Below are 25455 nucleotides of genomic sequence, written 5' to 3'. Positions count from 1 at the left end.
TGCTCCTGTCAGACGAAACTGACGTCAGTTTCTTTACGTTTTTTGTAGTGAGTGACGGCAATCGCCACCATGATCACGCCACCTACCACGATGTTCATGAAGTAGTTGGAAACGCCAATCAGGTTGAGGCCGTTCTTCAGGATGGCGATCAAGAACACGCCCATTAGTGTGCCGCTCACTGTGCCTTTACCGCCCATCAGGCTGGCCCCGCCGAGTACCGTGGCCGCCAGCACATCCAGCTCGCCGCCCACCAGCGCATTCGGCACCACTTCACCCATGCGATAGACCTGCACCAGCCCGCCAATCGCCGCCATCGCACCGAGCCAACCGTAAGCGAAGACATGAATCAGGCCGACGCGGATCCCGATACGACGTGCTGATTCCGCATCGCCGCCCACCGCATACAGCTGGCGGCCGAGATTGGTTTTGTTGAGCAGCAGCGCGGTCAGTCCGGCAATCACCAGCATGGTGATCAGCGGCAGGCCAATCTGGAAGCTGTTGCCTTGCCAGGTGAAGGGCAGCACGCTGCGCAGCGTGATCCACCAGTCCGGCAATGAATAGAGACTTTTGCCGCCGGTCACCCACATCAACAGGCCAAACAGCAGCGACTGCATACTGATGGTGATGATGATCGACACCACGCGCAGCGAGGTAATCAGCAGAGCGTTAATCACGCCAAAGGCGGTGCCACAGGCAATCGCCAGTAAGATGCTCAGTGCCGCGTTATCAAACTGGAACTGTACAAACAGCGAAGCAATCAGGTATTGCACCACCGACGCCACGGCGGCGAAGGAGATATCGATCCCGCCGGTCACCAGCACCACAAACAGGCCGAGGGCAAAAATACCGGTCACGGCGTAGCTTTCGGCCAGATCCAGCAGGTTCTGGACCGAGAGGAACTGATCGCTGGCTACCGAGAAGAACAGGATGAAAGCCAGCAGTACCCACGCCAGCCAGCCTTGACTGGAGTGCGGGCGTAAACGAGAAAAATCAGGCATTGATCACCTCCGCCAGCTGTTCTTGCTCAACGGTATCGGGTTGGTATTCGGCATGAACGGTGCCATCACGGAAGTGCAGAATGCGGTCGCAGTTGTACCAAACCTCTGGCACTTCATCGGAAATCAGAATGATCGACAGACCTTCTCTCGCCAGCTCGTGGATCAACTGATAGATGCTGGCTTTAGCACCGACATCCACGCCCACGGTCGGCGAGTCCAGAATCAAAATGCGCGGCTGAGTCAGTACCCACTTTGCCAGCACGATCTTTTGCTGGTTACCGCCGGAGAGGGTGGAGATCGCCAGATTGGGATCGGCCACGCGCACACCGAGCTGTTGAATCCATTGCAGGATCAGCTTGTTTTTGCGGTACTCGTCGATGATGTGAAAACGGTTTTGCAGCTTGTCGAGGATCGGCAGCACCATGTTGTCGGCCACCGATTGTTGCTGCACCAGACCGAGAGTTAAGCGGTCTTCAGAGACATAACCGATGCCGGCTTTGATGGCATCTTCATGTCCGCGGAAACGTACTGGCTTACTGTCGAGCCAGATTTTGCCGCTGTCAGGTTTGGTCATGCCAAACAGTGACAGCGCCAGTTCGGTACGACCCGAACCGAGCAGGCCACACAGACCCAGCACTTCGCCCTGGTACAGTTTGAAATTGACGTCGTGATATTGACCGGCACGCGTCAGATTCTCAACTTCGAGAATGGCGCGGTCGGCATTACGCGTTGGGGCTTTCAGTTGATAATCGAGTTTCAGACCGGTCATCAGTTCGGTGAGATGATGCGGCGTCATCTCTTTGGCGGGCCAGCAGCCCATTTTGCGTCCGTCGCGGATCACCGTGACGCGATCCGAAATCTCCAGCACCTCGTCCAGACGGTGGCTGACGAACACCACGCAGATGTTTTTGTCTTTCAGATAGCGCACGGTGCGCAGCAGCTGGTTCACTTCGGTGCGGGTCAGAGAAGCCGTCGGTTCGTCCATGATCACCAGACGCGCATCGGCGACCAGTGCACGGCAAATCGCGACCTGCTGACGTGCGGCAATCGACAGCGCCGAGACTTTTTCATCCAGATCGAGATCGAACTTTAGCTCTTCAATAATACGCGCTGCCGTTTCACGCAGTTTGGCTTTGCGGTGCCAGCCGAGCAGGCCGTTGAGGTTGTGCTCAAAAGCGATGTTCTCGGCTACGCTCAAATTCGGGAACAGCGACAGATCCTGATAAATCACCTGGATACCGAAATCACGCGCCTGACGGGTGGTCAGACGCGGGAAGGTCGGGCCATCACCCAGGGTGATGCGGCTGCCGCTGTCCGGGGCGTGCACCCCGGAAATCACTTTGATCAAGGTGCTCTTGCCACAGCCGTTGGTGCCAGCCAGGCAGTGCACTTCGCCCGCCAGTAAGCTCAGCGAGATATCGCTCAGTGCGCGGTTGCCACCAAAAGTTTTCGACAGGTTGTCGAGCGCGATTAACGTCTGTGGGATCACCTCTTTCATCATTACAGCCCCATTTTCACCAGTTTTGGCAGGTTTTCTTTATCCAGACTTTCGGTGTTGTTGCCGAGGATGGTGTGGGTCGCCTCGTCAACTTTCACTTTGCCCAGACCGTCGATGGTCATCCCATCGGTGATGGGTTCTTTCTTCTGCATCATGTCGGCGATACGCACGAACACTTCGCCAGCGGTTTGCGGGTTCCAGATGTAGCCGCCTTTGATTGCGCCACGCTGCACCAGAGAAGCCCCCTGGCCAGGGCTGAAGGCGCCAATCACGCACACCTGATCAATCTTGTTGCGGTTCATCACCGCACGACCGGCACCGATTGGGCCCTGTGAGCCGAACGCCATAATGCCTTTCAGATCCGGGTACTTGGACATCAGTTCGTTAGTGGTGCGGATGGAGTCATCCAGCGATTCACCCACGCCGAACTTGTCAGTCACCATCTGCATTTTTGGATAGTGCTCTTTCTGGTAGTTCAGCGCGGCATCGGTCCACTGTTGGTGCAATGGCACAGTCAGGCTGCCAACGTACATGGCGTATTTGCCTTCTTCATGCATGCATTTCGCCAGTGCTTTCATATGGTTGATGCCATGTGTCGGGGCATCTACCAGTTCGAAGTCCCAGTTGGCGCCTTTCTGATCCGGTGATTCGTGGGTGATAACTTGAATGCCAGCTTCACGCGCACGTTTCAGCACCGGCTCCAGCACTTTCGGGTCATTCGGTACCACACCGATGATATCGACTTTCTGCGCAATCAAATCTTCAATCGCACGCACCTGCAGCGCAGGGTCGGCGGCGGTAGGGCCCACCATCCATGCATCAATGCCGCGTTTTGCCGCTTCACTCTTGATGCCCGCTTCCATGGCGTTAAACCACGGAATACCGCCAATTTTCACCACGATGCCCATGCGTAATTTGTCAGCAGCGTGCGCGCCGGTGGCGGCAAACAGGGCAAGCAGAGAACAGGCGATAAGATGTTTTTTCATAAAGACTCCGGATTAATTTTTTATTAGCTGCATTGAATTGTTGCGCTGTGAGCAATCAATAATATTGACGCCGTTCCAGGCTAATTCTTGTTCCAGCTCTTTGTCTTTTAATTGGTCAGTGATGAGAAAGTCCACATCGCGATAATGACAAATACGCGCGAATGAGGGCCGCAGGAATTTACTGGCGTCCAGCAGCAGATGTTTTCTTTCTGCTGCCAGTAGCATCTGTTGTTTTAAATGTGCGTTGTTTTCGTTACCTTCACGTAAATAACCGTCATTGCCTAAACTGCTACAGGAAAAAAAGATTTTATTAATCTGAAATTCCCGTAAAGGCTGCTCAGCGACAACGCCGTGGAAATCTTCATAACGGTCAGAATATTCTCCCCCCAGACAGATGGTGCGGATACTTCCCCGCGCCGCAAGGGTTTGCACAATTCTGATAGAGTTGGTTAACACCGTTAATTCAATATCTGGTAGCTGTCGCGCTAAATACCAGCAAGTGGTGCTACTGTCGAGTAATATACAATCGCCGGGGCTGATGAAATCGAGTGCACGTTTGGCTATCGCCATCTTTGCATCTACATGTTCATTCATGCGCTGGCGGAAAGATAATTCATACTCGTTAACACCCCTCGTATTCCCCTGAATGTTAGCGGCTTGTCGTTTTGCTGGTACCGCACCGCCGTGGCTGCGTTGTAATAGCCCACGTTTCTCCAGTTGAGTTAAATCACGGCGAATGGTTTCTTGCGAAACCTGACACAACGTGACTAATTCAGCGACAATAACCCGACCATTTAAATTTAGTTCGTCAATAATTCGCTGCTGTCTTTCAATCGGCAACATGACTTCCCTCCGATGGCTATAAAGTACTGGATACCGCAGCGGGAAAATGTGGACTGCGCACGAGTCCGCAGTGGTCAAAATGCCCGGCGACGTTAGAGTGATATGGATCAAATTTTTATGTAAATGAGATATCTATTTTTCATGTAATAGAGATTTTATTCACATAAATACGCGTGTTAGCGCTAAATCGAGGGATCGGTAGCAAACAATTATTACCGTATGAAAACACCTTATCATGACCGAATGTGACCGTTTGTGTGTATTTGACCGAATTGTGATGTGCGCTAAATTGTTTTTAGTCATACCCTCTTTGACGGCATGACGTCGAGCGGACGGAGGTATTACCCAGACACACGCTTTCAGACAAACATGACGCCATAGTCCGACGAATCCGATTGAGCGGAAATCAGTCGAAACGGATGATGGAATTCTTGTTTCTCCAGCCTCAGATCGCCCTCAGGCGACGGCTTTTTCAGCAGTGAGTACCGCTTTTAGGGCCAGGTCACAGTTTCGGCCTGCTGATGACCTTTCCGTTACGCTATGATTTCTTTTCAAGGAATTTGGGGACCTTTTTTTTGATGTCTTATTGGATGAAGTCGCTGCTTTTATTGCCCTTTGTGTTTGTCGCGTGCGTTCAGGCTGAGCCACTGCAAAAGTCATTTTCTGACTGGCAGCTCACCTGTAACAACGCGGCTTTTTGCGTGGCACGCAGCTTTCCGGGAGACAACGGATTAGTGATGACCCTCTCACGCAGCGCTGGCGTTAACGATCGCCCGCTGCTGCGTATTGATTACGGCAGCGCGTACAGTGGAGAGCTGCCCGGCGGATCGTTAAAGGATAATTTGCTGCTGGATCAGCGTCGCCTGACGCCGGACCTCAAACACTGGAGCGTAGAGCCACATCATCTTGCAACCAGTAATGCCATTGCCATCGACGAATTTCTGGCGCAAACGCTGGATGCCCATACTCTGCAACTGACCTATCAGGCTAAAGCCACTATCCCACTCAGCGGCATGAAAGCGGCGCTATTGTTGATGGATGACGTTCAGGGGCGGGTAAATGGTGCCAGTGCCTGGGTGAAGCGGGGCGATCGCGCGCCATCGGACGTTCCCTCTGCGCCGCAGGTACCGCAACTGCCCGCTCCCTTACCGCAGCCAGCGCCGTTAACTCAGGAAGAAACCAGCGGTCTAATTGATTACGGTACCTGGCGGGTTAACACCGACAACTGTTCACTCGATCCGCTCAGGCGAGAAGTGAGTGTGGCGCCGCTCACCGACACCAAAGCGCTGCTTTTAATCAGTTGTGAAGCCGGTGCCTATAACGTGATTGATTTGGCCTTTGAGGTGACGCGTAGCCAGCCTTACGTGGCGCGCGGGCTGACGTTGACCTTGCCATTCACGCCTCCAGGACGCAGTGACAATCAGATGGAGTTGGTGAATGCTGAATTTGATGCCAGCAGCGGTTTGCTATACACCTTCAGTAAAGGCCGCGGTCTGGGAGATTGTGGTGTCGCCACGCGTTGGCAGTACGACGGAAATGACTTTGTGCTGGCAGAGTATGCTGAAGAGAAAACCTGTGACGCATGGCATAGCAGTGATCATTGGCCCACGCTGTGGGTCAGCCAAACTCAGAATGCCGTTCAGTCGGATTAATGGTGCGCTGGCTGCTGAGTGCGCATCAATGCGCCCTCTATCCATGCAGGGCCGCCATTGATGGCGGCCGCAACCTCTCATGATTTAACGGATGGCGTTAACCGTCATCGGCGAACCATTTTGATTGCCCACCAACTCCGCCAGCAGGTTATTCACGCCATCGCTCATCGGAGTGAAGCGTGACAGCGGTGAACGCGTCACCACCACAAATACCCCGACGTTATTCTGTGGCACCATCGCCATGTAAGTAATAAAGCCGCCGCCGCCGCCGGTTTTTTCGATAATCCCTGGACGTCCCTCTTTTGGCCCCATATACACCCAGCCCATGCCTAAGGCATCGGCACGGCCAGGCACATCCATACCTTCCACTTTGGTCAGCTGATCACGGCGATAGATCAGCGTTTGCAGACGATCAACCTGCGGCGTGCGGTGATTGACCGCCGAGTTGAGGAATTGCTGCATCCAGCGGCCCATATCATCCGGCGTTGAATACACGCCGCCGCTGCCAATCGCTGCCAGCGTGTTATTGCACGGACTGGCCCCTTTCTCAGGGATCATCAGGCGCTGGCACTGATCGGGGGATGGCGTAAAGGTGGTGTCTTTCATTCCCAGCGGACGCGTCACCAGCTGTTGCAGCAGGGCGGGATAAGGTGTGCCTGCCGCTTTAGCCAGCGCATCACTCAGCAGATCAAAGCCGAGATTGGAGTAGGAGGCCTGTGTTCCTGGCGTGGCTTTCAGTTGTGCACCCTGCAGCCACTGCCAGCGATCGGTTTTGGTTGGCCAGACAAACACCGGACGATGCGGTTTGCCGCCCGGCTGTTCACGCGGCAGGCTACCGGTATGGGTGGCGAGGTTAATCAGACGAATCGGCTGACCGTTGTAATTCGGGACGCGTGCGCCAGCCGGAGCATACTTGCTTAACGGGTCATCAAGGCGAATCTGCCCACGTTCCGCCATTTTGACCATCACTTCGCTGGTCATCAATTTACTGAGCGAGGCGATGCGAATCACGGAATCGAGCTGAGGGCGCACGTTATTGCCAGGGCTGGTATCGCCAAAGCTAGCAAATACGCGCTGATTGCCATCAATCGCCACCAGCGCCATGCCGGTTGCGCCGCTGCCATAGAAGATATGCTCGGCATAACGATCAACGATCTGTGAGGCCAGCAGCGGATCGGCTACCGTCTGCGCCATGCTTTTTAATGGAAGCACTGAAACCATTAAGGCCAGTAAAAAAGGAGTACGTTTTTTCAACGGGAAAGCGTCCGCAACAGGATTCGGAGGAAAGCTTATAGTAATCAGTTTGTGCGAGGCGTGAAGAGGGAAGGCAGGATTTTTTTCTGTATCAGGCTGTGATCAAAAAACGGCCCTCACGCCAAAAGACGCAGGGCCGAATCGATTAGTGCGGCTTGAGTAATGCTTCGGTATGGCTCACGATATTCTCCACCGTAAAGCCAAATTCCGGGAACAGCTTGCCTGCCGGCGCAGACTCACCGAAAGTGGTCATACCGACAATCGCGCCATCCAGACCGACATACTTGAACCAGTAATCGGCAATACCCGCTTCTACCGCAACGCGCGCTTTGACGCCGGAAGGCAACACCGATTCGCGGTAGGCGGCATCCTGCTTGTCAAACACGTCGGTGCAGGGCAGGGACACCACGCGCACCTTGTGACCGCTGGCCCCGAGTTTATCGGCTGCGCCCAGTGCGATTTCAACCTCAGATCCGGTGGCGATGATGATCGCTTCTGGTGTGCCCGCGCAATCCTGTAACACATAGCCGCCTTTGGCGATATCGGCCACCTGTGCTTTGCTGCGCTCTGGCTGCAGCAGATTTTGACGCGACAGAATCAGCGCGGTCGGGCCATGGTGGCGCTCAACGGCGGCTTTCCATGCCACGGCAGTTTCTACCTGATCGCACGGACGCCAGACGCTCATATTCGGCGTCACGCGCAGGCTGGCAAGCTGTTCCACTGGCTGGTGGGTTGGGCCATCTTCGCCCAGACCAATCGAGTCATGGGTGTATACCAGCACCTGACGCGCTTTCATCAGCGCGGCCATGCGCACCGCATTACGCGCGTATTCAACAAACATCAGGAAGGTGGCGGTGTACGGAATGAAGCCGCCGTGATGCGCCAGGCCATTACCAATCGCCGTCATACCAAATTCGCGCACGCCGTAATGTATATAGTTTCCGGCGATATCTTCTTTGATCGATTTCGAACCAGACCAGATAGTGAGGTTACTCGGCGCAAGGTCAGCTGAGCCACCCAACAACTCTGGCAGCAGCTTGCCGTACACTTCCAGTGTGTTTTGCGACGCTTTACGGCTGGCAATTTTTTGCGGATTAGCCTGTAGCTCTTCCACAAACGCCTGAGTCGCCTCACGCCATTGCGCGGGCATACCGCCATCCAGACGACGGCTGAACTCGGCGGCAAGGTCCGGATGTGCAGACTTATAGGCTGCAAACTTCTCATCCCAGGCTTTCTCGCGCTGACTGCCCGCTTCTTTGGCATCCCACTGTTGATAAATCTCTTTCGGGATTTCAAACGGTGGATAGTGCCAGCCGAGTTTTTGACGGGTTAAGGCCACTTCCTGCTCGCCCAGCGCCGAGCCGTGTGACTCTTCTTTACCGGCTTTATTCGGCGACCCAAAACCAATAACCGTGCGGCAGATAATCAGCGAAGGCTTGTCGGTGACACTCTGCGCTTCTTTGATGGCGGCGGCGATAGCTTCCGGATCGTGCCCATCAATGCCTTCCGCACTGCCGACGACATGCCAGTTGTAGGCTTCGAAGCGTTTGTGCGTGTCATCGGTGAACCAGCCTTCGGTTTCACCATCAATCGAGATGCCGTTATGATCGTAGAAACCAATCAGTTTGCCGAGGCCGAGGGTGCCGGCCAGTGAGCTGACTTCATGTGAAATGCCTTCCATCAAACAGCCATCGCCCATAAACACATAGGTGTAGTGATCGACGATATCGTGGCCGGGACGGTTAAACTGCGCCGCCAGGGTGCGCTCGGCAATGGCCATGCCCACCGCATTGGCCAAACCCTGTCCCAACGGACCGGTGGTGGTTTCCACGCCTGGCGTATAGCCAATTTCCGGATGGCCAGGCGTTTTGGAATGCAGCTGGCGGAAGTTTTTCAGCTCTTCCATCGGCAGGTCGTAACCGGTGAGGTGCAGCAGGCTGTAAAGCAGCATCGAACCGTGGCCATTGGAGAGAATAAAGCGGTCGCGGTCAGCCCACGCCGGATTGTTGGGATTGTGTTTGAGAACGTCGCGCCAAAGGACTTCGGCGATATCAGCCATTCCCATCGGCATACCGGGGTGACCGGAATTTGCTTTCTGTACCGCATCCATACTCAAAGCACGAATCGCGTTAGCCAACTCTCTGCGTGAAGACATAGGGTACTCCCTTGTGATTGGGCAATAGCGGACGGGCAGACGCCCGTCCGGCGTGAGAAGTGTGGTGATTTACAGGCGTGATGCCAGCACATCTTCCAGCTTCTGCTGGTCAATGGCGAATTGACGGATGCCGTCAGACAGTTTTTCCACTGCCATCGGATCCTGGTTATGTTCCCAGCGGAACTCGGCTTCAGAGAGCGGAGCAGGCTGATGGAAGCCTTCGGTTGAAGGCTCTAACTTACGTTCCAGCGGTGCATCGCTGTTTGCCAACTCTTCCAGCAGGTTAGGGGAGATGGTCAGGCGGTCGCAGCCAGCCAGCGCCTGAATCTGCTCAACCTTACGGAAGCTGGCTCCCATGATCACGGTGCTGTAACGATGTTTTTTGTAGTAGTCGTAGATACGACGCACGGATTTCACGCCCGGATCTTCATCCACCACATACGGGTCCAGCGGTTTACGTGAGTTGTACCAGTCATAAATGCGGCCGACAAACGGGGAGATCAGGAACACGCCTGCTTCGGCACAGGCACGCGCCTGCGCAAAAGAGAACAACAGCGTCAGGTTACATTGGATGCCGTTTTTCTCCAGTTCTTCAGCGGCTTTGATCCCTTCCCAGGTTGAGGCCAGTTTGATCAGGATGCGTGAACGATCAATGCCGTTCTCTTCGTACATCCGCACCAGTTTTTCAGCTTTAGTGACACACATGCCACGATCGAAGGAGAGGCGCGCATCCACTTCGGTCGAAACACGGCCCGGTACGCTTTTCAGAATTTCCATACCGAGGTTGATCGCCACTTTATCGCTGGCGTTAATGATTTGCGTCTCTTTGCTGCCGCCCTGTTTTTTCGCATAGTCGATAGCGTCATCAATCAGATGTTTATAAGCATCGAGACCGGCAGCTTTCAGGATCAACGAAGGGTTAGTGGTCGCGTCTTCCGGGTGGTAATGGCGAATAGATTCGATGTCGCCGCTGTCCGCCACCACGGTGGTGAACTGTTTCAATGCATCTAGCTGGTTCATCGCTTAACTCCTTGATTAGCAATAATGTGGGCAAACGAGTCGTGCCCTTTCCTGTTGAGTCGTGGCTCAACACAGTGCTACAGACGTTGCACGAAGAAAATGCGTTTTCTCTGATTGTGGCGCTGAAGGGCATCTGTCACGGAAGGGGGTGCCTGATCGGTTCAGCTACGTGTTTTGCCATCATTAAGGATAGCAGGCTGCGCCAAAGCCGCAGGCGAAGCCGTGGCAATCTGTGCCCTCGTTCTTTGAGCGCCTTCACCCTCTTTTGTGCCGCAGATTCCTATACTGGTGGTTTTTCAGCCGTGTCAAAGGATGCCAAATGGACGATCAACTCAAGCAAAGTGCGCTCGATTTCCACCAATATCCCACTCCCGGAAAAATTCAGGTTTCCCCCACCAAACCACTGGCGACGCAGCGTGATTTAGCGCTGGCCTATTCGCCGGGTGTGGCGGCACCCTGCCTTGAGATTGCTGCCGATCCGTTGGCGGCGCACAAATACACCGCACGCGGCAATCTGGTGGCGGTGATTTCGAACGGAACGGCAGTGCTCGGTCTCGGCAATATCGGTGCGCTGGCCGGTAAACCGGTGATGGAAGGCAAAGGGGTATTGTTCAAGAAATTCGCCGGCATTGATGTGTTCGATATCGAAGTGGACGAGCTGGACCCGGATAAGTTGATTGAGGTGATTGCCGCGCTGGAGCCGACCTTTGGCGGCATCAACCTCGAAGATATCAAAGCGCCAGAGTGCTTTTACATTGAGCAGGAATTGCGCGAGCGCATGAAGATTCCGGTGTTTCACGACGATCAGCACGGGACGGCGATCATCTGTACTGCGGCGGTGCTCAATGGTTTGAGCATCGTGAAAAAGGCCATCTCAGATGTGCGGCTAGTGGTGTCTGGGGCGGGCGCATCAGCAATTGCCTGCCTGAATTTGCTGGTGGCGCTCGGCATGCAGAAGCACAACATTGTGGTGTGCGATTCCAAAGGGGTGATTTACCGCGATCGTGAACTCAATATGACGCCGACCAAAGCCGAGTACGCCATAGAAGATAAAGGCGCGCGTACGCTGGATGAAGTGATTGCCGGTGCGGACATCTTCCTCGGCTGCTCGGGTCCGAAAGCGATGACGCCAGAGATGGTGAAGAAAATGGCGCAGAACCCGCTGATTCTGGCGCTCGCCAATCCTGAACCAGAGATCATGCCGCCGCTGGCGAAAGAGGTTCGACCGGATGCGATTATCTGCACCGGACGCTCGGATTTCCCGAATCAGGTGAACAACGTGCTGTGTTTCCCGTTTATTTTCCGCGGGGCGTTGGACGTTGGCGCGACGGCCATTAACGAAGAGATGAAACTGGCGGCGGTGCATGCGATTGCGGCCTTAGCGCAGGCCGAGCAGAGCGATGTGGTGGCCTCCGCCTATGATGATCAGGATCTGAGTTTTGGACCGGAATATCTGATCCCGAAACCGTTCGATCCGCGTTTGATTGTGCAGATCGCGCCTGCTGTGGCGAAAGCGGCGATGGAGTCCGGCGTGGCGACCCGGCCCATCGCTGACTTTGATGCCTATCGCGAGCAGCTCACCGAATTTGTATATAAAACCAACCTGTTTATGAAGCCGATTTTCTCGCAGGCACGCAAAGATCCGAAGCGCGTGGTGATGGCGGAAGGAGAGGAGGTGCGCGTGTTGCATGCGACGCAAGAGCTGGTGTCGCTGGGGCTGGCGAAGCCGATTCTGATTGGTCGTCCAAACGTGATTGCGATGCGTATTCAGAAGCAAGGGTTGAAGATTGAAGCGGGCAAGGATTTTGAGATCGTCAACAATGAGTCCGACCCGCGCTTTAAAGAGTATTGGAACGAGTATTATCAGATCATGAAACGGCGCGGGGTCACTCCGGAAACGGCCCAGCGGGCAGTGATCGGCAATCCGACCTTGATCGGTGCGATCATGGTGCATCGTGGCGAAGCCGACGCGTTAATTTGTGGCACCATTGGCGATTACCGCGAGCATTACGATGTGGTGGAGAAGGTGTTTGGTTTCCGCGACGACGTGAAAGTCGCTGGGGCAATGAACGCGTTACTGCTGCCGAGCGGTAACACTTTTATTGCAGATACCTATGTGAATGAAGATCCCAGTGCGGAACAGTTGGCGGATATCACGCTGCTGGCGGCCGAAACGGTGCGTCGCTTTGGTATTGAACCGCGCGTGGCGCTGCTGTCGCACTCCAGCTTTGGCACGTCTAATGCGCCGGGGGCACGTAAAATGCGCGAGGCGTTGACGCTGATTCAAAGCCGTGCGCCGGAACTGGAGATCGACGGTGAGATGCACGGTGATGCGGCGTTGGTGGAGAGTATCCGGCGTGAACTGATGCCCGACAGCCCGCTGAAAGGCACCGCGAATCTGCTGATTATGCCGAATGTGGAGGCGGCACGTATCAGTTATAACCTGCTGCGCGTGTCGTGTTCGGAAGGGGTGACGGTCGGGCCGGTATTGATGGGGATTAGCAAGCCGGTGCACGTGCTGACGCGGATTGCATCGGTGAGGCGCATTGTGAATATGGTGGCATTAGCGGTGGTGGAGGCGCAAACCGAGCCGTTGTGATGTGATGACGTGGCTAAGGGCTAAGGGCTAAGGGCTAAGGGCTAAGGGCTAAGGGCTAAGGGCTAAGGGCTAAGGGCTAAGGGCTAAAAGTTAGGAGGGGGTTGGTGTGGGCCTTAGCCCCACTGCTACTGCCGGGCAGTCCTCGCGCCGCTAACGCGGTGCCCTCGGCTTCCACGTTGTGCCTACGGATCGTTCGGGGATCGACCATCCCTGGTCGGCCCCGAACTGATTCACGCATCCCTGCGTGAACCTTCTGGCCCAACGTAAAAGCCTCAGCGCTGCGGATAGCCCTTGCAGCAGCAGAGGGGCTAAGGCCATCAACATTTGTGCTTTCCTGCAAAAGAACTATTCACCCAATCCCAGCCAATCCTTCACCGGCAAGAAATCACTGTAAAGCGCTGCTTCCGGCGTGCCGGCTTCGGTTTGGTAATCATATTCCCAGCGCACCAGTGGCGGCATCGACATCAAAATCGATTCGGTGCGGCCGCCGGTTTGCAGGCCGAACAGCGTGCCGCGATCCCACACCAGATTGAATTCGACATAACGCCCGCGGCGATAGAGCTGGAACTGGCGCTCGCGCTCGCCCCACGGCAGCGCTTTGCGCTTGGCGACGATCGGTAAATAGGCATCCAGATATCCTTTGCCCACCGCCTGCATAAAATCGAAGCAGTGATCAAAGTCTGGCGTATTCAGGTCATCGTAAAACAGCCCGCCAATGCCACGCTGCTCGTTACGATGTTTGAGGTGGAAATAGTCATCACACCATTTTTTGTAGCGTGGATAGACGTCTTCGCCAAACGGCTGGCACAGATCAAACGCGGTTTGATGCCAGTGCAGCGCATCTTCCTCAAAACCATAATACGGAGTGAGATCGAAACCGCCGCCGAACCACCACACCGAATCGGCACCCGGCTTCTCAGCAATGAAGAAACGCACGTTGGCGTGACTGGTTGGGATGTACGGATTTTCCGGGTGCACAACGAGTGACACGCCCATGGCTTCAAAGCTGCGGCCGGCCAGTTCGGGGCGGTGCGCAGTGGCGGAGGCGGGCATCTGATCACCGTGTACGTGAGAGAAGTTCACGCCTGCCTGCTCAAACACCGCGCCGTTGCGCAGTACGCGACTGCGTCCGCCACCGCCACCGGGGCGCTGCCAGTCATCTTCGGCGAAGGTCGCTGTGCCATCGGCTGCTGCCAGCTGGGCGCAAATTTCATCCTGCAGCGTCAGTAAAAACGCTTTGACGCGGGAAATATCGGGATTGCTCATGAGTCACTCGTTCCGGAAATTTGCCGCGATTCTATCACAGGAAAAAGCTACGCCTGGTGCCGATCGTACTCGTTAAAGTAATTGACGATACCGTCGGCAATCGCGCTGGCGATCTTCTGGCGGAAGGCGGTGGTGCCCAGCAACTGCTCTTCTCGCGGATTGGTAATGAATGATGTTTCGACCAGCACAGAAGGAATCGAGGGCGACTTCAACACGGCAAACGCGGCCTGTTCGGTATGCTGACTGTGCAGATGATGCACCGGGCGAATCTGATCCAATACGTGTTTGCCCAGCGTCAGGCTATTGCGGATGGTATCGGTCTGGACCAGATCGAACAGAATCTGATTCAGATAATTATCTTTCTCCTGCACTTCCGCGCCACCGACTTTATCGGCATCGTTTTCGCGCTGCGACATGTAGCGCGCCATGGCGCTACTGGCACCGCGGTTCGACAGCGCGAAAACTGACGCGCCATTGGCATCCGGGCTGGTGTAACCATCGGCATGAATCGACATAAAAAGATTGGCGCCGTGCTGATGCGCGATTTCGACGCGTTGATAGAGCGGAATAAAGTGATCGCTTTCTCGCGTCAGTCGCACTTCCACTTTAGGGTGATTTTGCAGCAGCGTGCGCACGGTATTGGCAATTGCCAGAACGATATGTTTCTCTTCCGAGCCCTCTTCGCCAACCGCGCCCGAATCAATGCCGCCGTGACCGGGATCGATCATCACGATGCGTTTACCGTTAGTCGCCGGTTTAGGCGGGGTGTGACCTTTGCTGACGCGCAAATCGGCGCTCTCTTCTTTTGCCATCACCGCACGGGGTGACAGCACCGCCAGCGCCAGGCCAGAAAGAATCAGCTGGCGGCGATTGGTAAGGCGCTTCAGCAGTGAAATTTTATTCATAATTGTGTCCCTGACAGGAAATCCTGCCCAGTGTTATATCGTAACAATTGCCCTTCGGCGACTTCACAACCATTTCAGCGCATTACTTTGTATTACACGGTACTAACAGCAATTTAGCCGTTTTTTTCCGCCGTTGCGCGGCGTGAGGGTTGCGCCTGGCAAAGAATGCGTGATAATCAGCGAATTGTGCCTAACAGCAGGGTAACGCCGATGGAAATCCGCTCATTCCGCCAGGAAGATTTTGAAGAAGTGATCACGCTCTGGGAGCGTTGCGATCTGTTACGTCCGTGGAACGATCCGGAACTGGATATCGAACGTAAAATGAACCACGATCCCGAACTGTTTCTGGTGGCGGAAGTGGGCGGCGAAGTGGTCGGCACGGTGATGGGCGGTTACGATGGCCATCGCGGATCGGTCTACTATCTGGCGGTGCATCCCGATTATCAAGGGCGCGGCTTTGCGAATGCCTTAATGAATCGCCTGGAGAAGAAGTTAATCGCGCGGGGCTGTCCGAAAATCAATCTGATGGTGCGTGAAGAAAATGACCAGGTGCTCGCCTTCTACGAAAAGCTCGATTACGAGCTTGTGGACTCGGTGTTACTGGGTAAACGTTTAATCGAAGACCGCGAGTATTAAGCCGCCGATGATGGGGCTGAAATATTTGCCAGACGAATACGATGCAAAAGGGCAGCTACGGCTGCCGTTTCTTTTCTGGCTGATTCTGTTATTGCAGGCGCGCACCTGGCTGTTACTGGTGATGGCGGGCGCGTCCCGTCAACAGGGTAACGATCTGCTGGCGCTGTTCTATCCCGACCGTCAGAGCTTTTGGATTGGATTGGCGCTGGGCATTCCGGCGGCAGCGGGTTTGCTGCTGACCGGCTATCGCCAACGCTGGCCGCGCCTGTGGCAGAGTTGGCGGCAGGTGCTGAGTGTGTCGTTATTGATCAGTCTGTTGTCGCAAGGCTATGGGCTGATACAGGGCGCTTTTCCGGACGCTCCGTGGCCGCTACTTTTAACGCTGTTTGATCTGCTGGCGTTGATTTGGCTGCAAACCCATCAGCGCTTGCGCGACTGTTTTCTGCCGGAACATCTGCATCTCGAATAAACTTTTTGCCGATTTGCGACTCCAACAGGCACGCCAATCGGCACAGAAGATCAAGGAGTATTCATGAAAGTTGTTCGTCCCGCACTGCTGGTCAGCGCCATGATTCTGGCAGGATGCGCCAGTTCAGGTTCCTCTTCCGCCTCTAGCGCGAGCGAAAGCCATTGGTATAATCCGCTGAGCTATCACTGGTCGGCACTGAATCCAATGAACTGGTTTGGCGGTTCGTTAACCGTGAGCGAGCAGGGTGTGGCTGGACTCAGCAGCACCACGGCGATGTCGGAAGCGGCGATTGGTAAAGCGCTGAACAACGATTACCAACTGCGTCAGGGGATGCGCACGCAAAATGGTCAGGTGGTGGATTTCTGGCAGGCATTGGATGACGGCAAACTGAAGCTGGTGATCAATGGTCAAAGCAGCGTAGAGCGCATTGAAGTCTTGGACACGGCAGCCAAAAGCGCTGATGGCAGCAAAATCGGCGATCTGTTTAGCGACAAATTCAGTAAAGCCTTCGATAACTGCAAACTGGTCTCGGGATTAGATGCGCGCGATGTGGAATGCCGTGCGCCGGGTAGCCAGCACATCTCCTATATCTACAGCGGAGAAGGGCACGGCCCTGAGGGTTTGATGCCCGCTGACGATACCTTAAAAAGCTGGAAAATCAGCAAGATCGTTTGGCAGCGCTAAGCGAAAAAAAGTTGCGTTAACGCACAGCCTCAGTGTGGCTTTCCGGTATGATACAGGCGAAAAAAACGTCTTAACTCATCATGCCGGAGAGCAGTGCAATGTCTCAATTTCAGAGCGGGATCCTGCTGGAACACCGCCGTTTCGCCATTTGGCTTGAAGCCCGCGTCACGGGTGACCTCAATGCGCTGCGTCAGGGCAGCAAATCATTTCTGCAGCAACTCGAAGCGCTACAACAGAAATTTGCCGATGCCGGATTGGGCGCGGTGATCGCCTTTGGTGATGCGTTGTGGCGCGACCTGCAAGGTGCCTCTTCCGCGTCGGAATTGAAAGCTTTCGCGCCACTGGGTAAAGGTATTGCGCCTGCGACCCAGCGTGATTTGCTCATCCATATCCAGTCGTTACGTCATGACGTGAACTTCTCGCTGGCGCAGGCCGCACTCGCCGCCTTTGCTGATGCGGTCGTGATTGAAGAAGAGACGCACGGCTTCCGTTGGGTTGAAGATCGCGATCTGTCGGGCTTTGTCGATGGCACCGAAAACCCGCAGGGCGAAGCACGTCAGCAGGTGGCGATTATCGCCGAGGGGCCGGATGCGGGCGGCAGTTACGTGTTCACTCAACGCTGGGAACACAATCTCAAACTGTGGAACCGCATGGCGGTAGAGAAACAGGAAGCGATTATGGGTCGCACCAAGGTGGATAACGAGGAGTTACCCGGCGACCAACGTCCCGTGACCTCACATCTGAGCCGCGTTGATCTGAAAGAAGAGGGCAAAGGGCTGAAAATCCTGCGCCAGAGCTTGCCGTACGGCACCGCCAGTGGCACGCACGGGCTGTACTTCATCTCCTATTGCAACCGCCTCTATAACATTGAGCAGCAATTGCTGAGCATGTTCGGTGAGCGCGATGGCAAGATGGATGCGATGCTGCGTTTCACCAAACCGGTCACCGGCAGCTACTTCTTCGCGCCTTCACTGGACGCATTACAAGCGCTGTAACAGGCGGGTGAGCGGCCCTCTGCGCCGCTCACGGTTAATCCCGCTCTTCGCATAAACTCTCCCGCCGTCTTATGCCTTTTTAGACTTTGAAATCCCCAAACGATATATAAAACCGTTACTGGTTTGCCCTGAGTTATAAATACACTGACAGCATCTAATGGCATTGGCGATTTCGCCGACTAGCAGGGTGCAGCATGACACTTCCGATTGCGAAAAAATGGATGAGCGGAATCGCCTTGTCACTGGCGTTAGCCGGTGCAGCGCAGGCAACAGAGTTGTTGAACAGCTCTTATGATGTCTCGCGCGAGCTGTTTGTTGCCCTGAATGCGCCATTTGAACAACAGTGGAATGCAGCACATCCCAATGACAAGCTGACGATTAAACAATCGCATGCCGGGTCATCAAAACAGGCGCTGGCTATTCTGCAAGGGCTGCGCGCGGATGTGGTGACCTACAATCAGGTCACTGACGTGCAGGTGCTGCATGACAAAGTCAACCTGATCCCGGCTGACTGGCAAACCCGTCTGCCGAACAACAGCTCACCGTTCTACTCCACCATGGCGTTTCTGGTGCGCAAAGGGAATCCTAAGCAAATCCACGATTGGTCGGATTTGGCGCGCGATAACGTGAAGCTGGTGTTCCCGAACCCGAAAACCTCCGGTAATGGTCGCTATACCTATCTGGCGGCCTGGGGCGCTGCCGATCAGGCGGATGGTAAAGACAAAGCCAAAACCGAAGCCTTTATGACGAAATTCCTGAAAAACGTCGAAGTGTTTGATACCGGCGGCCGTGGCGCGACGACCACCTTCGCCGAACGCGGTTTAGGGGATGTGCTGATCAGCTTCGAATCGGAAGTGAACAACATCCGCAATCAATACGGCAAAGATGACTACGAAGTCATTGTGCCTAAGACTAATATTCTGGCGGAGTTTCCGGTGGCGTGGGTCGACAAAAACGTCGAGCACAACGGCACTGCAGACGCGGCAAAAGCCTACCTGAATTTCCTCTATTCCCCTGAGGCGCAGAAAATCATTACCGGTTTCTATTATCGCGTGAACAATCCACAGCTGATGGCGGAACAGAAAGACCGCTTCCCGCAGACCGCGCTGTTTAATGTGCAGGATGCCTTTGGCGGCTGGGATAACGTGATGAAAACCCATTTTGCCAGCGGCGGTGAGCTGGATAAATTACTGGCAGCGGGGCGCGGTTGATGTTTGCCTTAGCGCAAAAGCGCGTGCTGCCGGGGTTCGGTCTCAGCCTTGGCACCAGCCTGCTATTTACCTGCCTGATCCTGCTGTTGCCAATCAGCGCGCTGCTGATGCAGTTGTCCAACATGACGCTGGCGCAATATTGGGATGTGGTCACCAATCCACAGCTGATTGCGGCTTATAAAGTCACGCTGTTGTCGGCGGGTGTGGCGTCCATTTTCAATGCGTTCTTTGGCATGTTAATGGCCTGGATTCTGACCCGTTACCGTTTCCCTGGCCGCGCATTGCTGGATGGCCTGATGGATCTGCCGTTTGCACTGCCTACTGCTGTCGCCGGCCTGACGCTGGCGGGGTTGTTCTCGGTGAGTGGTTGGTATGGTCAATGGTTGGCCCATTTCGACATCAAAGTCTCTTACACCTGGCTGGGCATTGCAGTGGCGATGGCCTTTACCAGCATCCCGTTTGTGGTGCGCACGGTGCAGCCGGTACTGGAAGAGTTAGGCCCGGAATATGAAGAAGCGGCTGAAACGCTGGGTGCGACACCGTGGCAAAGTTTCCGCCGTGTGGTGCTGCCAGAGGTGGCGCCCGCGCTGTTAGCGGGCACGGCGTTATCCTTCACGCGCAGCCTGGGTGAGTTTGGTGCGGTTATCTTTATCGCAGGTAACATCGCGTGGAAAACCGAAGTCACCTCGCTGATGATTTTTGTTCGCCTGCAAGAGTTTGATTACCCGGCGGCCAGTGCTATCGCCTCGGTCATCATGGCCGCTTCGCTGCTGTTGCTGTTCGCGATTAACACACTGCAGAGCCGCTTTGGCCGCCGCTTAGGAGGCCACTAATGGCGGAGATTTCACAGATTAATCACGCGGAGCGTCAGCCGGTGAACTGGGGGAAATGGGTGTTGATTGGCGTGGGTGTGCTGATCTCCTTCCTGTTGCTGGTGGTCCCGATGATCAGCATCTTCTGGGAAGCGCTGAGTCAGGGGATAATCGCCTCGCTCTCTAATTTGAAAGATGGCGACATGCTGCATGCCATTTGGCTGACCATCCTGGTGGCATTGATTACCGTGCCGGTTAACCTGGTGTTTGGCACTTTACTGGCATGGTTGGTGACGCGCTTTACGTTTCCGGGTCGCCAACTGCTGCTGACACTGTTTGATATTCCCTTCGCCGTGTCGCCTGTGGTGGCAGGTTTAATGTATCTGCTGTTCTGGGGCGTTAACGGTCCGGCAGGCGGTTGGCTGGATGCGCATAACATCCAGATTATGTTTGCCTGGCCGGGCATGGTATTAGCGACCATTTTTGTCACCTGTCCGTTTGTGGTTCGCGAACTGGTACCGGTGATGTTGAGCCAAGGCAGCAATGAAGATGAAGCCGCAGTGCTGTTAGGCGCTTCCGGCTGGCAGATGTTCCGTCGTGTGACACTGCCGAACATTCGTTGGGCGCTGCTTTATGGTGTGGTACTGACTAACGCCCGTGCGATTGGTGAATTTGGTGCGGTCTCGGTGGTATCGGGATCGATTCGCGGCGAGACCTATACTTTGCCGCTTCAGGTTGAATTACTGCATCAGGATTACAACACCGTTGGCGCTTTTACCGCTGCCGCGCTGCTAACCCTGATGGCAATTGTGACGCTGTTTCTGAAAAGCGTGGTGCAGTGGCGATTAGAGCATCAGCAGAAGCGCCAACAGGAGGAAAATCATGAGCATTGAGATTAAACACATTAACAAAGCGTTCGGCCATACGCCGGTGCTAAACGATATCTCTCTGGATATTCCTACCGGCAAAATGGTGGCGCTGCTGGGGCCGTCAGGCTCGGGTAAAACCACGCTGCTGCGCATCATCGCGGGTCTTGAGCATCAGAATAGCGGGCAGATTCATTTCCACGGTAAAGATGTCAGCCGCATTCACGCGCGCGATCGCCAGGTCGGCTTCGTGTTCCAGCATTATGCGCTGTTCCGCCATATGACCGTGTTCGATAACATCGCCTTTGGTTTAACCGTGTTGCCGCGCCGTGAGCGCCCATCCGCAGTTGAAATTAAACAGCGTGTGACGCGCCTGCTGGAGATGGTGCAGCTGGCGCATCTCGCCAATCGTTTCCCGGCTCAGCTTTCGGGTGGACAGAAGCAGCGCGTGGCATTGGCGCGTGCGCTGGCAGTGGAACCGCAGATCTTGCTGCTGGATGAACCTTTCGGCGCGCTGGATGCGCAGGTGCGCAAAGAGCTGCGTCGCTGGCTGCGTCAGTTGCACGAAGAGTTGAAATTCACCAGCGTGTTTGTGACGCATGACCAGGAAGAGGCGATGGAAGTCGCTGACAGCGTGGTGGTGATGAGCCAGGGTAATATCGAACAGGTCGGCACGCCTGACGAAGTCTGGCAGGAACCGGCTACCCGCTTTGTGCTGGAGTTCCTCGGCGAAGTGAATCGCTTTGACGGTGAAGTGCACGGTTCGCAATTCCATGTGGGTGCACATCGCTGGCCATTGGGTTACACGCCCGCACATCAGGGTGAGGTCGAGTTGTTCCTGCGTCCGTGGGAAGTGGATATCTCGCGTCAGAGCAGCCTGGAAACGCCGCTCCCGGTGCAGGTGCTGGAGATCAGCCCGCGCGGTCACTTCTGGCAATTAGTGGTGCAGCCAAGCGGCTGGCAGGGCGATGTCTTCTCGGTAGTCTATGACGGCGACCACACTGCACCGATCCGTGGCGAACGTCTGTTTGTTGGCCTGCAACAGGCACGACTTTACCATGGCACTGCGCCGTTGCGTCCGGTTGCCTTTGCCGAAAGCGCCTGATATTTTTGACACTCCTTCGGGCGGGACTTTCCCGCCCGATTTATTTGCCTCTCTTCTGTCTGGAATCAAACCGTGACCACACTGGAAAATACCATCGGTAATACGCCGTTGATCAGGCTGCAACGCCTGACGCCCGATAACGGCAGTGAAATCTGGTTAAAGCTGGAAGGCAATAATCCGGCCGGTTCGGTAAAAGATCGTGCTGCCTGGTCGATGATTCATCAGGCGGAACAGCGCGGTGACATTCAACCCGGCGATACTCTGATTGAAGCCACCAGTGGGAATACTGGCATCGCCCTGGCGATGATCGCGGCGATGAAAGGCTATCAATTACGCCTGCTGATGCCCGATAACATGAGCCAGGAGCGGCAGGACGCGATGCGTGCCTACGGCGCGGAATTGATCCTGGTGACGCGCGAACAGGGCATGGAAGGCGCCCGCGATTTAGCGCAAGAGATGGCCGATCGCGGTGAGGGCAGGGTGTTGGATCAGTTCAATAATCCCGACAATCCACTCGGCCACTATCTCACCACCGGCCCGGAAATCTGGCAGCAGACGCAGGGCCGCATGACCCATTTTGTCTCCAGTATGGGCACGACGGGGACCATCACCGGCGTAGGACGCTATCTGAAAGAGTTTGCCCCCGCCGTGAAAGTGATTGGTTTACAGCCGCAGGAGGGCAGCAGCATTCCGGGCATTCGTCGCTGGCCTGAAGCTTATCTGCCGGGGATTTTCCGTCCTGAGTTAGTGGATGAGGTCATCGATATGGCACAGCTGGAAGCCGAAAAAACCATGCGTGCGCTAGCGCAACGTGAAGGGATTTTCTGCGGCGTGAGTTCCGGTGGTGCTGTGGCAGGCGCGCTGCGCATCGCCACTGCCCATCCCGGCAGCGTCGTGGTGGCGATAGTGTGCGATCGCGGTGACCGTTATCTCTCAACCGGCGTGTTCCACTGATCTCCTCTTCCCCGCATTTTATCTGGCCTGCTTGCGCTGTTGTGGTGCGACCGGGCCATTTTTGTCTATAGTCTCCCTGATAATCCTCTGGTGTTGGCACTGTAAGGATCGAGTAAAATCGGCTGCGCTCATTGCCAACTCAGGCCAAAATAGCGGCAATTTTGTACGAGAGATAAAGATGAAAATTCTGCTTGTTGATGACGATGTAGAACTTGGCACCATGCTGAGCCAGTACCTGATTGCGGAAGGTTTTGAAACGCAATTGGTTTTAACCGGAAGCGCCGGGATTGAAGGGGCGCTGTCGGGCAACTATACCGCGATGATTCTCGACATAATGCTGCCGGATATGAGCGGTATTGATGTACTGCGGCAGGTGCGTCAGAACAGCCGCTTACCGGTGATCATGTTGACGGCGAAAGGCGACAATATCGATCGCGTGATTGGCCTGGAAATGGGTGCGGACGACTATGTGCCAAAGCCGTGCTATCCGCGTGAGCTGGTGGCGCGTCTGCGTGCTGTACTGCGTCGTTTTGAAGATCAGGCACCGGTGCAGGACAAAAAAGAAGTACTGCGTTGGGGCGAGTTGAGCCTGAATCCGGCCACGCGCATCACCGAATGGCAGGGCAAAGCCTTTGATCTGACGGCATCGGAGTTCAACCTGCTGGATCTGCTGCTGCGTGCGCCCGATCGCGTGGTGTCGAAGGACGAATTGTCAGAAAAAGGGCTGGGTCGCCCGCGTGAAGCTTACGATCGCAGCGTGGATGTGCATATCAGCAACATTCGTCAGAAGCTGGCCGCATTGACCGCCGACAGCATCAACATTGAAACTGTGCGCAGTATTGGTTATCGCATTCGATGAAACACAGCTACCGTGGCCGCATGTTCTGGAAGATATTGCTGGGCTTCTGGATCGTTTTTGTCATCATTAGCCAGATGTTGTGGCTGGGGTTTACGCTCTCCGGCAGTCATCATGAACCGCCAGAGCTGATGGCGATTCGGCGTATTGTGAATTTGCAGATGGCCTCTGCGGTGTCGGTGTTGGAACGTGGTGGTCCCAGTTCATTGGATGACATGATGGCTGACTGGGAGCCCAACGATCGTCAGTTCTTCTCCGTGATTCAACATTCCAGGCCTATGTCTACCCCCAATAATGCGCCGCCCGAGAGCATCAATGAGCCGTTCCATGGGCCTTTCCCCGATATCATTGTGCGCTGGGTTAAAGGGCAGGACGGTAAAGAGTACGAGCTGCGTTATGACGTGAAGGGGCTGCGAGAAGATAGCTCAATGGGCGGCGGTGGGCCGCGTCGGATTCTGAATATCCCGGAGCCGATGTTTACCTTTGCCGGCGCGCTCGGTCTGCTGTTCAGTCTATTGCTAGCCTGGAACCTGACGCGTCCGATGCGGCAGCTGCGTGAAGGTTTTGCGCGAGTCTCCAGTGGTGATTTGTCAGTGCGGCTCTATCCTGTAATGCGCAAGCGCCACGATGAGCTTTCGATTGTGGCGCAGGATTTCGATGCCATGGTGGAGCGTCTTGATACGCTGGTAAAGGCGCGTGAGGAGTTGCTGCACGACATCTCCCACGAACTGCGCTCACCGCTGGCGCGCCTGCAACTGGCGACCGGTCTGGCGCGGCAAACGCCGGAGTCCGTCGAATCCTCCCTGAATCGCATTGATGAAGAAGCGCGCCGTCTCGATAAGATGATTGGCGAGCTGTTAACGCTGTCGCGTGCGGAACACGAAAGTATGCCGGGCGAGCAGTATTTCGATCTCACCGGTCTGCTGCACGCAGTGGTCACGGACGTGCGCTATGAGGCTCAGATTCCGGGGGTAAAAGTCGATTTTCAGGTGGACGAGAACGCCGATTACACCGTGCACGGCAATGCTGAGTTGATTCGTCGTGGTGTGGAAAATGTGCTGCGTAATGCACTGCGTTTCTCGCACAAAGGCCAGCATATCAGCGTGAGGCTACAGGCGGAGAACCAGTGGCTGGCGATTCGCGTGCGCGATCAGGGGCCGGGCGTTGACGAAGAGAAGCTCTCCAGCATCTTCGATCCCTTCGTACGCGTTAATTCGCCACTGATGGGCAAGGGATACGGCTTAGGACTCTCCATCGTGCGTAAGGTGATTCTGGCGCATCACGGTGAGGTACAGGCGGTCAATCGCCCTGAAGGTGGTCTGGAGCTGACCTTGAAGCTGCCGCGCTGGAAACAAGACTGAAGGTTTAAAGCGCTCACAATCTACCCCCGTTCTTGTGAATCCAGAGCAGGGCGCCCATGCAGTACGGTTGGCACAGGCAAGCGCGCAATGCATTGCGACCCATACAACGAAACTGTTCGCACGAAGCCGTACATCTAATACAGTCAAAAAGCAGCACGCACAATGTGGAGTAGGGCAGTACGACCGGGCAGAGGAGCAAAGCGTCCCTCGCCATGGATGGCGAGGGACGAGGCCCAGGGATGGTTTATGCCGTCTTTGCGATCTGCCTGGTCGTCCTGACCGACCGCACCATCCCTAACGCCACCGACCATCCCTAACGCCATCGCACCA

Annotated in this window: 23 protein-coding genes; 13 read left to right on the top strand and 10 right to left on the bottom strand. The window is 55.2% G+C overall.

From position 1 onward, the window contains the following. Positions 1–8: 8 nt before the first annotated feature. The 4 genes from VI01_RS09020 to VI01_RS09005 are packed head-to-tail and all read right to left on the bottom strand — an operon-like array spanning position 9 to position 4325. Entirely contained in the window at positions 9–998 is a 990-nt protein-coding gene (locus VI01_RS09020) for an ABC transporter permease (protein ID WP_045814874.1), read from the bottom strand. Continuing rightward, entirely contained in the window at positions 991–2496 is a 1506-nt protein-coding gene (locus VI01_RS09015; RefSeq protein WP_045814934.1) for a sugar ABC transporter ATP-binding protein, read from the bottom strand. Before VI01_RS09015 ends, VI01_RS09020 begins: the two co-directional genes overlap by 8 nt. 2 nt (positions 2497–2498) lie before the next feature. Further along, complete coding sequence (locus VI01_RS09010; RefSeq protein WP_034825834.1) at positions 2499–3482, bottom strand: substrate-binding domain-containing protein; 984 nt, start codon at positions 3480–3482, stop codon at positions 2499–2501. Between the two features lie 12 nt (positions 3483–3494). Further along, on the bottom strand, positions 3495–4325 hold the full coding sequence (locus VI01_RS09005; RefSeq protein WP_034825836.1) for a DeoR/GlpR family DNA-binding transcription regulator: 831 nt from the start codon (positions 4323–4325) through the stop codon (positions 3495–3497). 578 nt (positions 4326–4903) lie between these two features. Between VI01_RS09005 and VI01_RS09000 the strand changes: the two genes are divergently transcribed. Then, complete coding sequence (locus tag VI01_RS09000) at positions 4904–5977, top strand: DUF1176 domain-containing protein (RefSeq protein ID WP_045814873.1); 1074 nt, start codon at positions 4904–4906, stop codon at positions 5975–5977. An 84-nt stretch (positions 5978–6061) separates the two neighbouring features. On the opposite strand, the gene ampH is transcribed toward VI01_RS09000, so the two are convergent. The 3 genes from ampH to tal form a co-directional block, all read right to left on the bottom strand. After that, a complete protein-coding gene (ampH, locus tag VI01_RS08995) occupies positions 6062–7231 on the bottom strand; it encodes a D-alanyl-D-alanine-carboxypeptidase/endopeptidase AmpH (protein WP_038645536.1) in 1170 nt (389 codons plus the stop codon). A 145-nt stretch (positions 7232–7376) separates the two neighbouring features. Then, positions 7377–9386: a transketolase gene (gene tkt, locus VI01_RS08990; RefSeq protein WP_045814872.1), complete on the bottom strand. Its 2010-nt coding sequence runs from the start codon at positions 9384–9386 to the stop codon at positions 7377–7379. A gap of 69 nt (positions 9387–9455) precedes the next feature. Continuing rightward, on the bottom strand, positions 9456–10406 hold the full coding sequence (gene tal, locus VI01_RS08985) for a transaldolase (protein WP_045814871.1): 951 nt from the start codon (positions 10404–10406) through the stop codon (positions 9456–9458). Between the two features lie 319 nt (positions 10407–10725). Here tal and maeB point away from each other — a divergent pair, with 319 nt between their 5' ends. Further along, complete coding sequence (gene maeB, locus VI01_RS08980; protein WP_045814870.1) at positions 10726–13005, top strand: NADP-dependent oxaloacetate-decarboxylating malate dehydrogenase; 2280 nt, start codon at positions 10726–10728, stop codon at positions 13003–13005. Positions 13006–13350: 345 nt separating this feature from the next. On the opposite strand, the gene hemF is transcribed toward maeB, so the two are convergent. Beyond that, a complete protein-coding gene (gene hemF / locus VI01_RS08975) occupies positions 13351–14271 on the bottom strand; it encodes an oxygen-dependent coproporphyrinogen oxidase (protein ID WP_045814869.1) in 921 nt (306 codons plus the stop codon). Positions 14272–14318: 47 nt separating this feature from the next. After that, positions 14319–15176 (bottom strand): N-acetylmuramoyl-L-alanine amidase AmiA, encoded by an 858-nt coding sequence (amiA, locus tag VI01_RS08970; RefSeq protein ID WP_045814868.1) that lies wholly within the window; start codon positions 15174–15176, stop codon positions 14319–14321. A 210-nt stretch (positions 15177–15386) separates the two neighbouring features. On the opposite strand from amiA, the gene VI01_RS08965 reads away from it, so the two are divergent. From VI01_RS08965 to VI01_RS08915, 11 genes are all read left to right on the top strand, one after another. Next, positions 15387–15812: a GNAT family acetyltransferase gene (locus VI01_RS08965; RefSeq protein ID WP_045814867.1), complete on the top strand. Its 426-nt coding sequence runs from the start codon at positions 15387–15389 to the stop codon at positions 15810–15812. Between the two features lie 7 nt (positions 15813–15819). After that, positions 15820–16281, top strand: a complete 462-nt coding sequence (locus VI01_RS08960; RefSeq protein ID WP_156149346.1) for a DUF2919 domain-containing protein — start codon at positions 15820–15822, stop codon at positions 16279–16281. Positions 16282–16344: 63 nt separating this feature from the next. Then, positions 16345–16965: an RpoE-regulated lipoprotein gene (locus VI01_RS08955; protein WP_045814865.1), complete on the top strand. Its 621-nt coding sequence runs from the start codon at positions 16345–16347 to the stop codon at positions 16963–16965. Between the two features lie 98 nt (positions 16966–17063). Next, positions 17064–17960: a Dyp-type peroxidase gene (locus VI01_RS08950; protein WP_045814864.1), complete on the top strand. Its 897-nt coding sequence runs from the start codon at positions 17064–17066 to the stop codon at positions 17958–17960. Positions 17961–18154: 194 nt separating this feature from the next. Further along, on the top strand, positions 18155–19171 hold the full coding sequence (locus tag VI01_RS08945; RefSeq protein WP_045814863.1) for a sulfate ABC transporter substrate-binding protein: 1017 nt from the start codon (positions 18155–18157) through the stop codon (positions 19169–19171). Then, positions 19171–20004, top strand: coding sequence for a sulfate/thiosulfate ABC transporter permease CysT (gene cysT / locus VI01_RS08940; RefSeq protein ID WP_034825859.1), 834 nt, complete (start codon positions 19171–19173; stop codon positions 20002–20004). The genes VI01_RS08945 and cysT overlap by 1 nt, the downstream gene beginning before the upstream one ends. Further along, the gene (gene cysW / locus VI01_RS08935) at positions 20004–20876 is read left to right on the top strand and encodes a sulfate/thiosulfate ABC transporter permease CysW (RefSeq protein ID WP_045814862.1); all 873 of its coding nucleotides are present in this window, start codon (positions 20004–20006) and stop codon (positions 20874–20876) included. Before cysT ends, cysW begins: the two co-directional genes overlap by 1 nt. After that, entirely contained in the window at positions 20866–21954 is a 1089-nt protein-coding gene (gene cysA / locus VI01_RS08930; RefSeq protein WP_045814861.1) for a sulfate/thiosulfate ABC transporter ATP-binding protein CysA, read from the top strand. The genes cysW and cysA overlap by 11 nt, the downstream gene beginning before the upstream one ends. Before the next feature lie 72 nt (positions 21955–22026). Then, a complete protein-coding gene (gene cysM / locus VI01_RS08925; protein WP_045814860.1) occupies positions 22027–22908 on the top strand; it encodes a cysteine synthase CysM in 882 nt (293 codons plus the stop codon). A gap of 178 nt (positions 22909–23086) precedes the next feature. After that, a complete protein-coding gene (locus VI01_RS08920; protein ID WP_038645567.1) occupies positions 23087–23767 on the top strand; it encodes a response regulator transcription factor in 681 nt (226 codons plus the stop codon). Then, the gene (locus VI01_RS08915; RefSeq protein WP_045814859.1) at positions 23764–25125 is read left to right on the top strand and encodes an ATP-binding protein; all 1362 of its coding nucleotides are present in this window, start codon (positions 23764–23766) and stop codon (positions 25123–25125) included. The genes VI01_RS08920 and VI01_RS08915 overlap by 4 nt, the downstream gene beginning before the upstream one ends. A 143-nt stretch (positions 25126–25268) precedes the next feature. Here VI01_RS08915 and VI01_RS25570 read toward each other — a convergent pair. Then, the coding region (locus VI01_RS25570) for a hypothetical protein (RefSeq protein ID WP_045814858.1) at positions 25269–25455 on the bottom strand (187 nt) is incomplete at its 5' end.

Origin of the sequence: Pantoea sp. SM3 (genome assembly GCF_000963995.1) — a bacterium.
GTDB classification, from domain to species: domain Bacteria; phylum Pseudomonadota; class Gammaproteobacteria; order Enterobacterales; family Enterobacteriaceae; genus Pantoea; species Pantoea rwandensis_B.
Note: the sequence above shows the minus strand (reverse complement) of the source record. Positions and strands in the feature narration are given on the sequence as shown.

What these genes read in the sequence shown, in the direction of transcription:
- VI01_RS08945 (WP_045814863.1), top strand. Translation starts at nt 18,155, where the DNA reads ATGACACTTCCGATTGCGAAAAAATGGATGAGCGGAATCGCCTTGTCA.
- maeB (WP_045814870.1), top strand. Translation starts at nt 10,726, where the DNA reads ATGGACGATCAACTCAAGCAAAGTGCGCTCGATTTCCACCAATATCCC.
- VI01_RS09005 (WP_034825836.1), bottom strand. Translation starts at nt 4,325, where the DNA reads ATGTTGCCGATTGAAAGACAGCAGCGAATTATTGACGAACTAAATTTA.
- VI01_RS08955 (WP_045814865.1), top strand. Translation starts at nt 16,345, where the DNA reads ATGAAAGTTGTTCGTCCCGCACTGCTGGTCAGCGCCATGATTCTGGCA.
- amiA (WP_045814868.1), bottom strand. Translation starts at nt 15,176, where the DNA reads ATGAATAAAATTTCACTGCTGAAGCGCCTTACCAATCGCCGCCAGCTG.
- hemF (WP_045814869.1), bottom strand. Translation starts at nt 14,271, where the DNA reads ATGAGCAATCCCGATATTTCCCGCGTCAAAGCGTTTTTACTGACGCTG.
- VI01_RS09000 (WP_045814873.1), top strand. Translation starts at nt 4,904, where the DNA reads ATGTCTTATTGGATGAAGTCGCTGCTTTTATTGCCCTTTGTGTTTGTC.
- cysW (WP_045814862.1), top strand. Translation starts at nt 20,004, where the DNA reads ATGGCGGAGATTTCACAGATTAATCACGCGGAGCGTCAGCCGGTGAAC.
- VI01_RS08965 (WP_045814867.1), top strand. Translation starts at nt 15,387, where the DNA reads ATGGAAATCCGCTCATTCCGCCAGGAAGATTTTGAAGAAGTGATCACG.
- VI01_RS09015 (WP_045814934.1), bottom strand. Translation starts at nt 2,496, where the DNA reads ATGAAAGAGGTGATCCCACAGACGTTAATCGCGCTCGACAACCTGTCG.
- VI01_RS09020 (WP_045814874.1), bottom strand. Translation starts at nt 998, where the DNA reads ATGCCTGATTTTTCTCGTTTACGCCCGCACTCCAGTCAAGGCTGGCTG.
- cysT (WP_034825859.1), top strand. Translation starts at nt 19,171, where the DNA reads ATGTTTGCCTTAGCGCAAAAGCGCGTGCTGCCGGGGTTCGGTCTCAGC.
- tkt (WP_045814872.1), bottom strand. Translation starts at nt 9,386, where the DNA reads ATGTCTTCACGCAGAGAGTTGGCTAACGCGATTCGTGCTTTGAGTATG.
- VI01_RS08915 (WP_045814859.1), top strand. Translation starts at nt 23,764, where the DNA reads ATGAAACACAGCTACCGTGGCCGCATGTTCTGGAAGATATTGCTGGGC.
- cysA (WP_045814861.1), top strand. Translation starts at nt 20,866, where the DNA reads ATGAGCATTGAGATTAAACACATTAACAAAGCGTTCGGCCATACGCCG.
- VI01_RS09010 (WP_034825834.1), bottom strand. Translation starts at nt 3,482, where the DNA reads ATGAAAAAACATCTTATCGCCTGTTCTCTGCTTGCCCTGTTTGCCGCC.
- VI01_RS08950 (WP_045814864.1), top strand. Translation starts at nt 17,064, where the DNA reads ATGTCTCAATTTCAGAGCGGGATCCTGCTGGAACACCGCCGTTTCGCC.
- VI01_RS08920 (WP_038645567.1), top strand. Translation starts at nt 23,087, where the DNA reads ATGAAAATTCTGCTTGTTGATGACGATGTAGAACTTGGCACCATGCTG.
- VI01_RS08960 (WP_156149346.1), top strand. Translation starts at nt 15,820, where the DNA reads ATGATGGGGCTGAAATATTTGCCAGACGAATACGATGCAAAAGGGCAG.
- tal (WP_045814871.1), bottom strand. Translation starts at nt 10,406, where the DNA reads ATGAACCAGCTAGATGCATTGAAACAGTTCACCACCGTGGTGGCGGAC.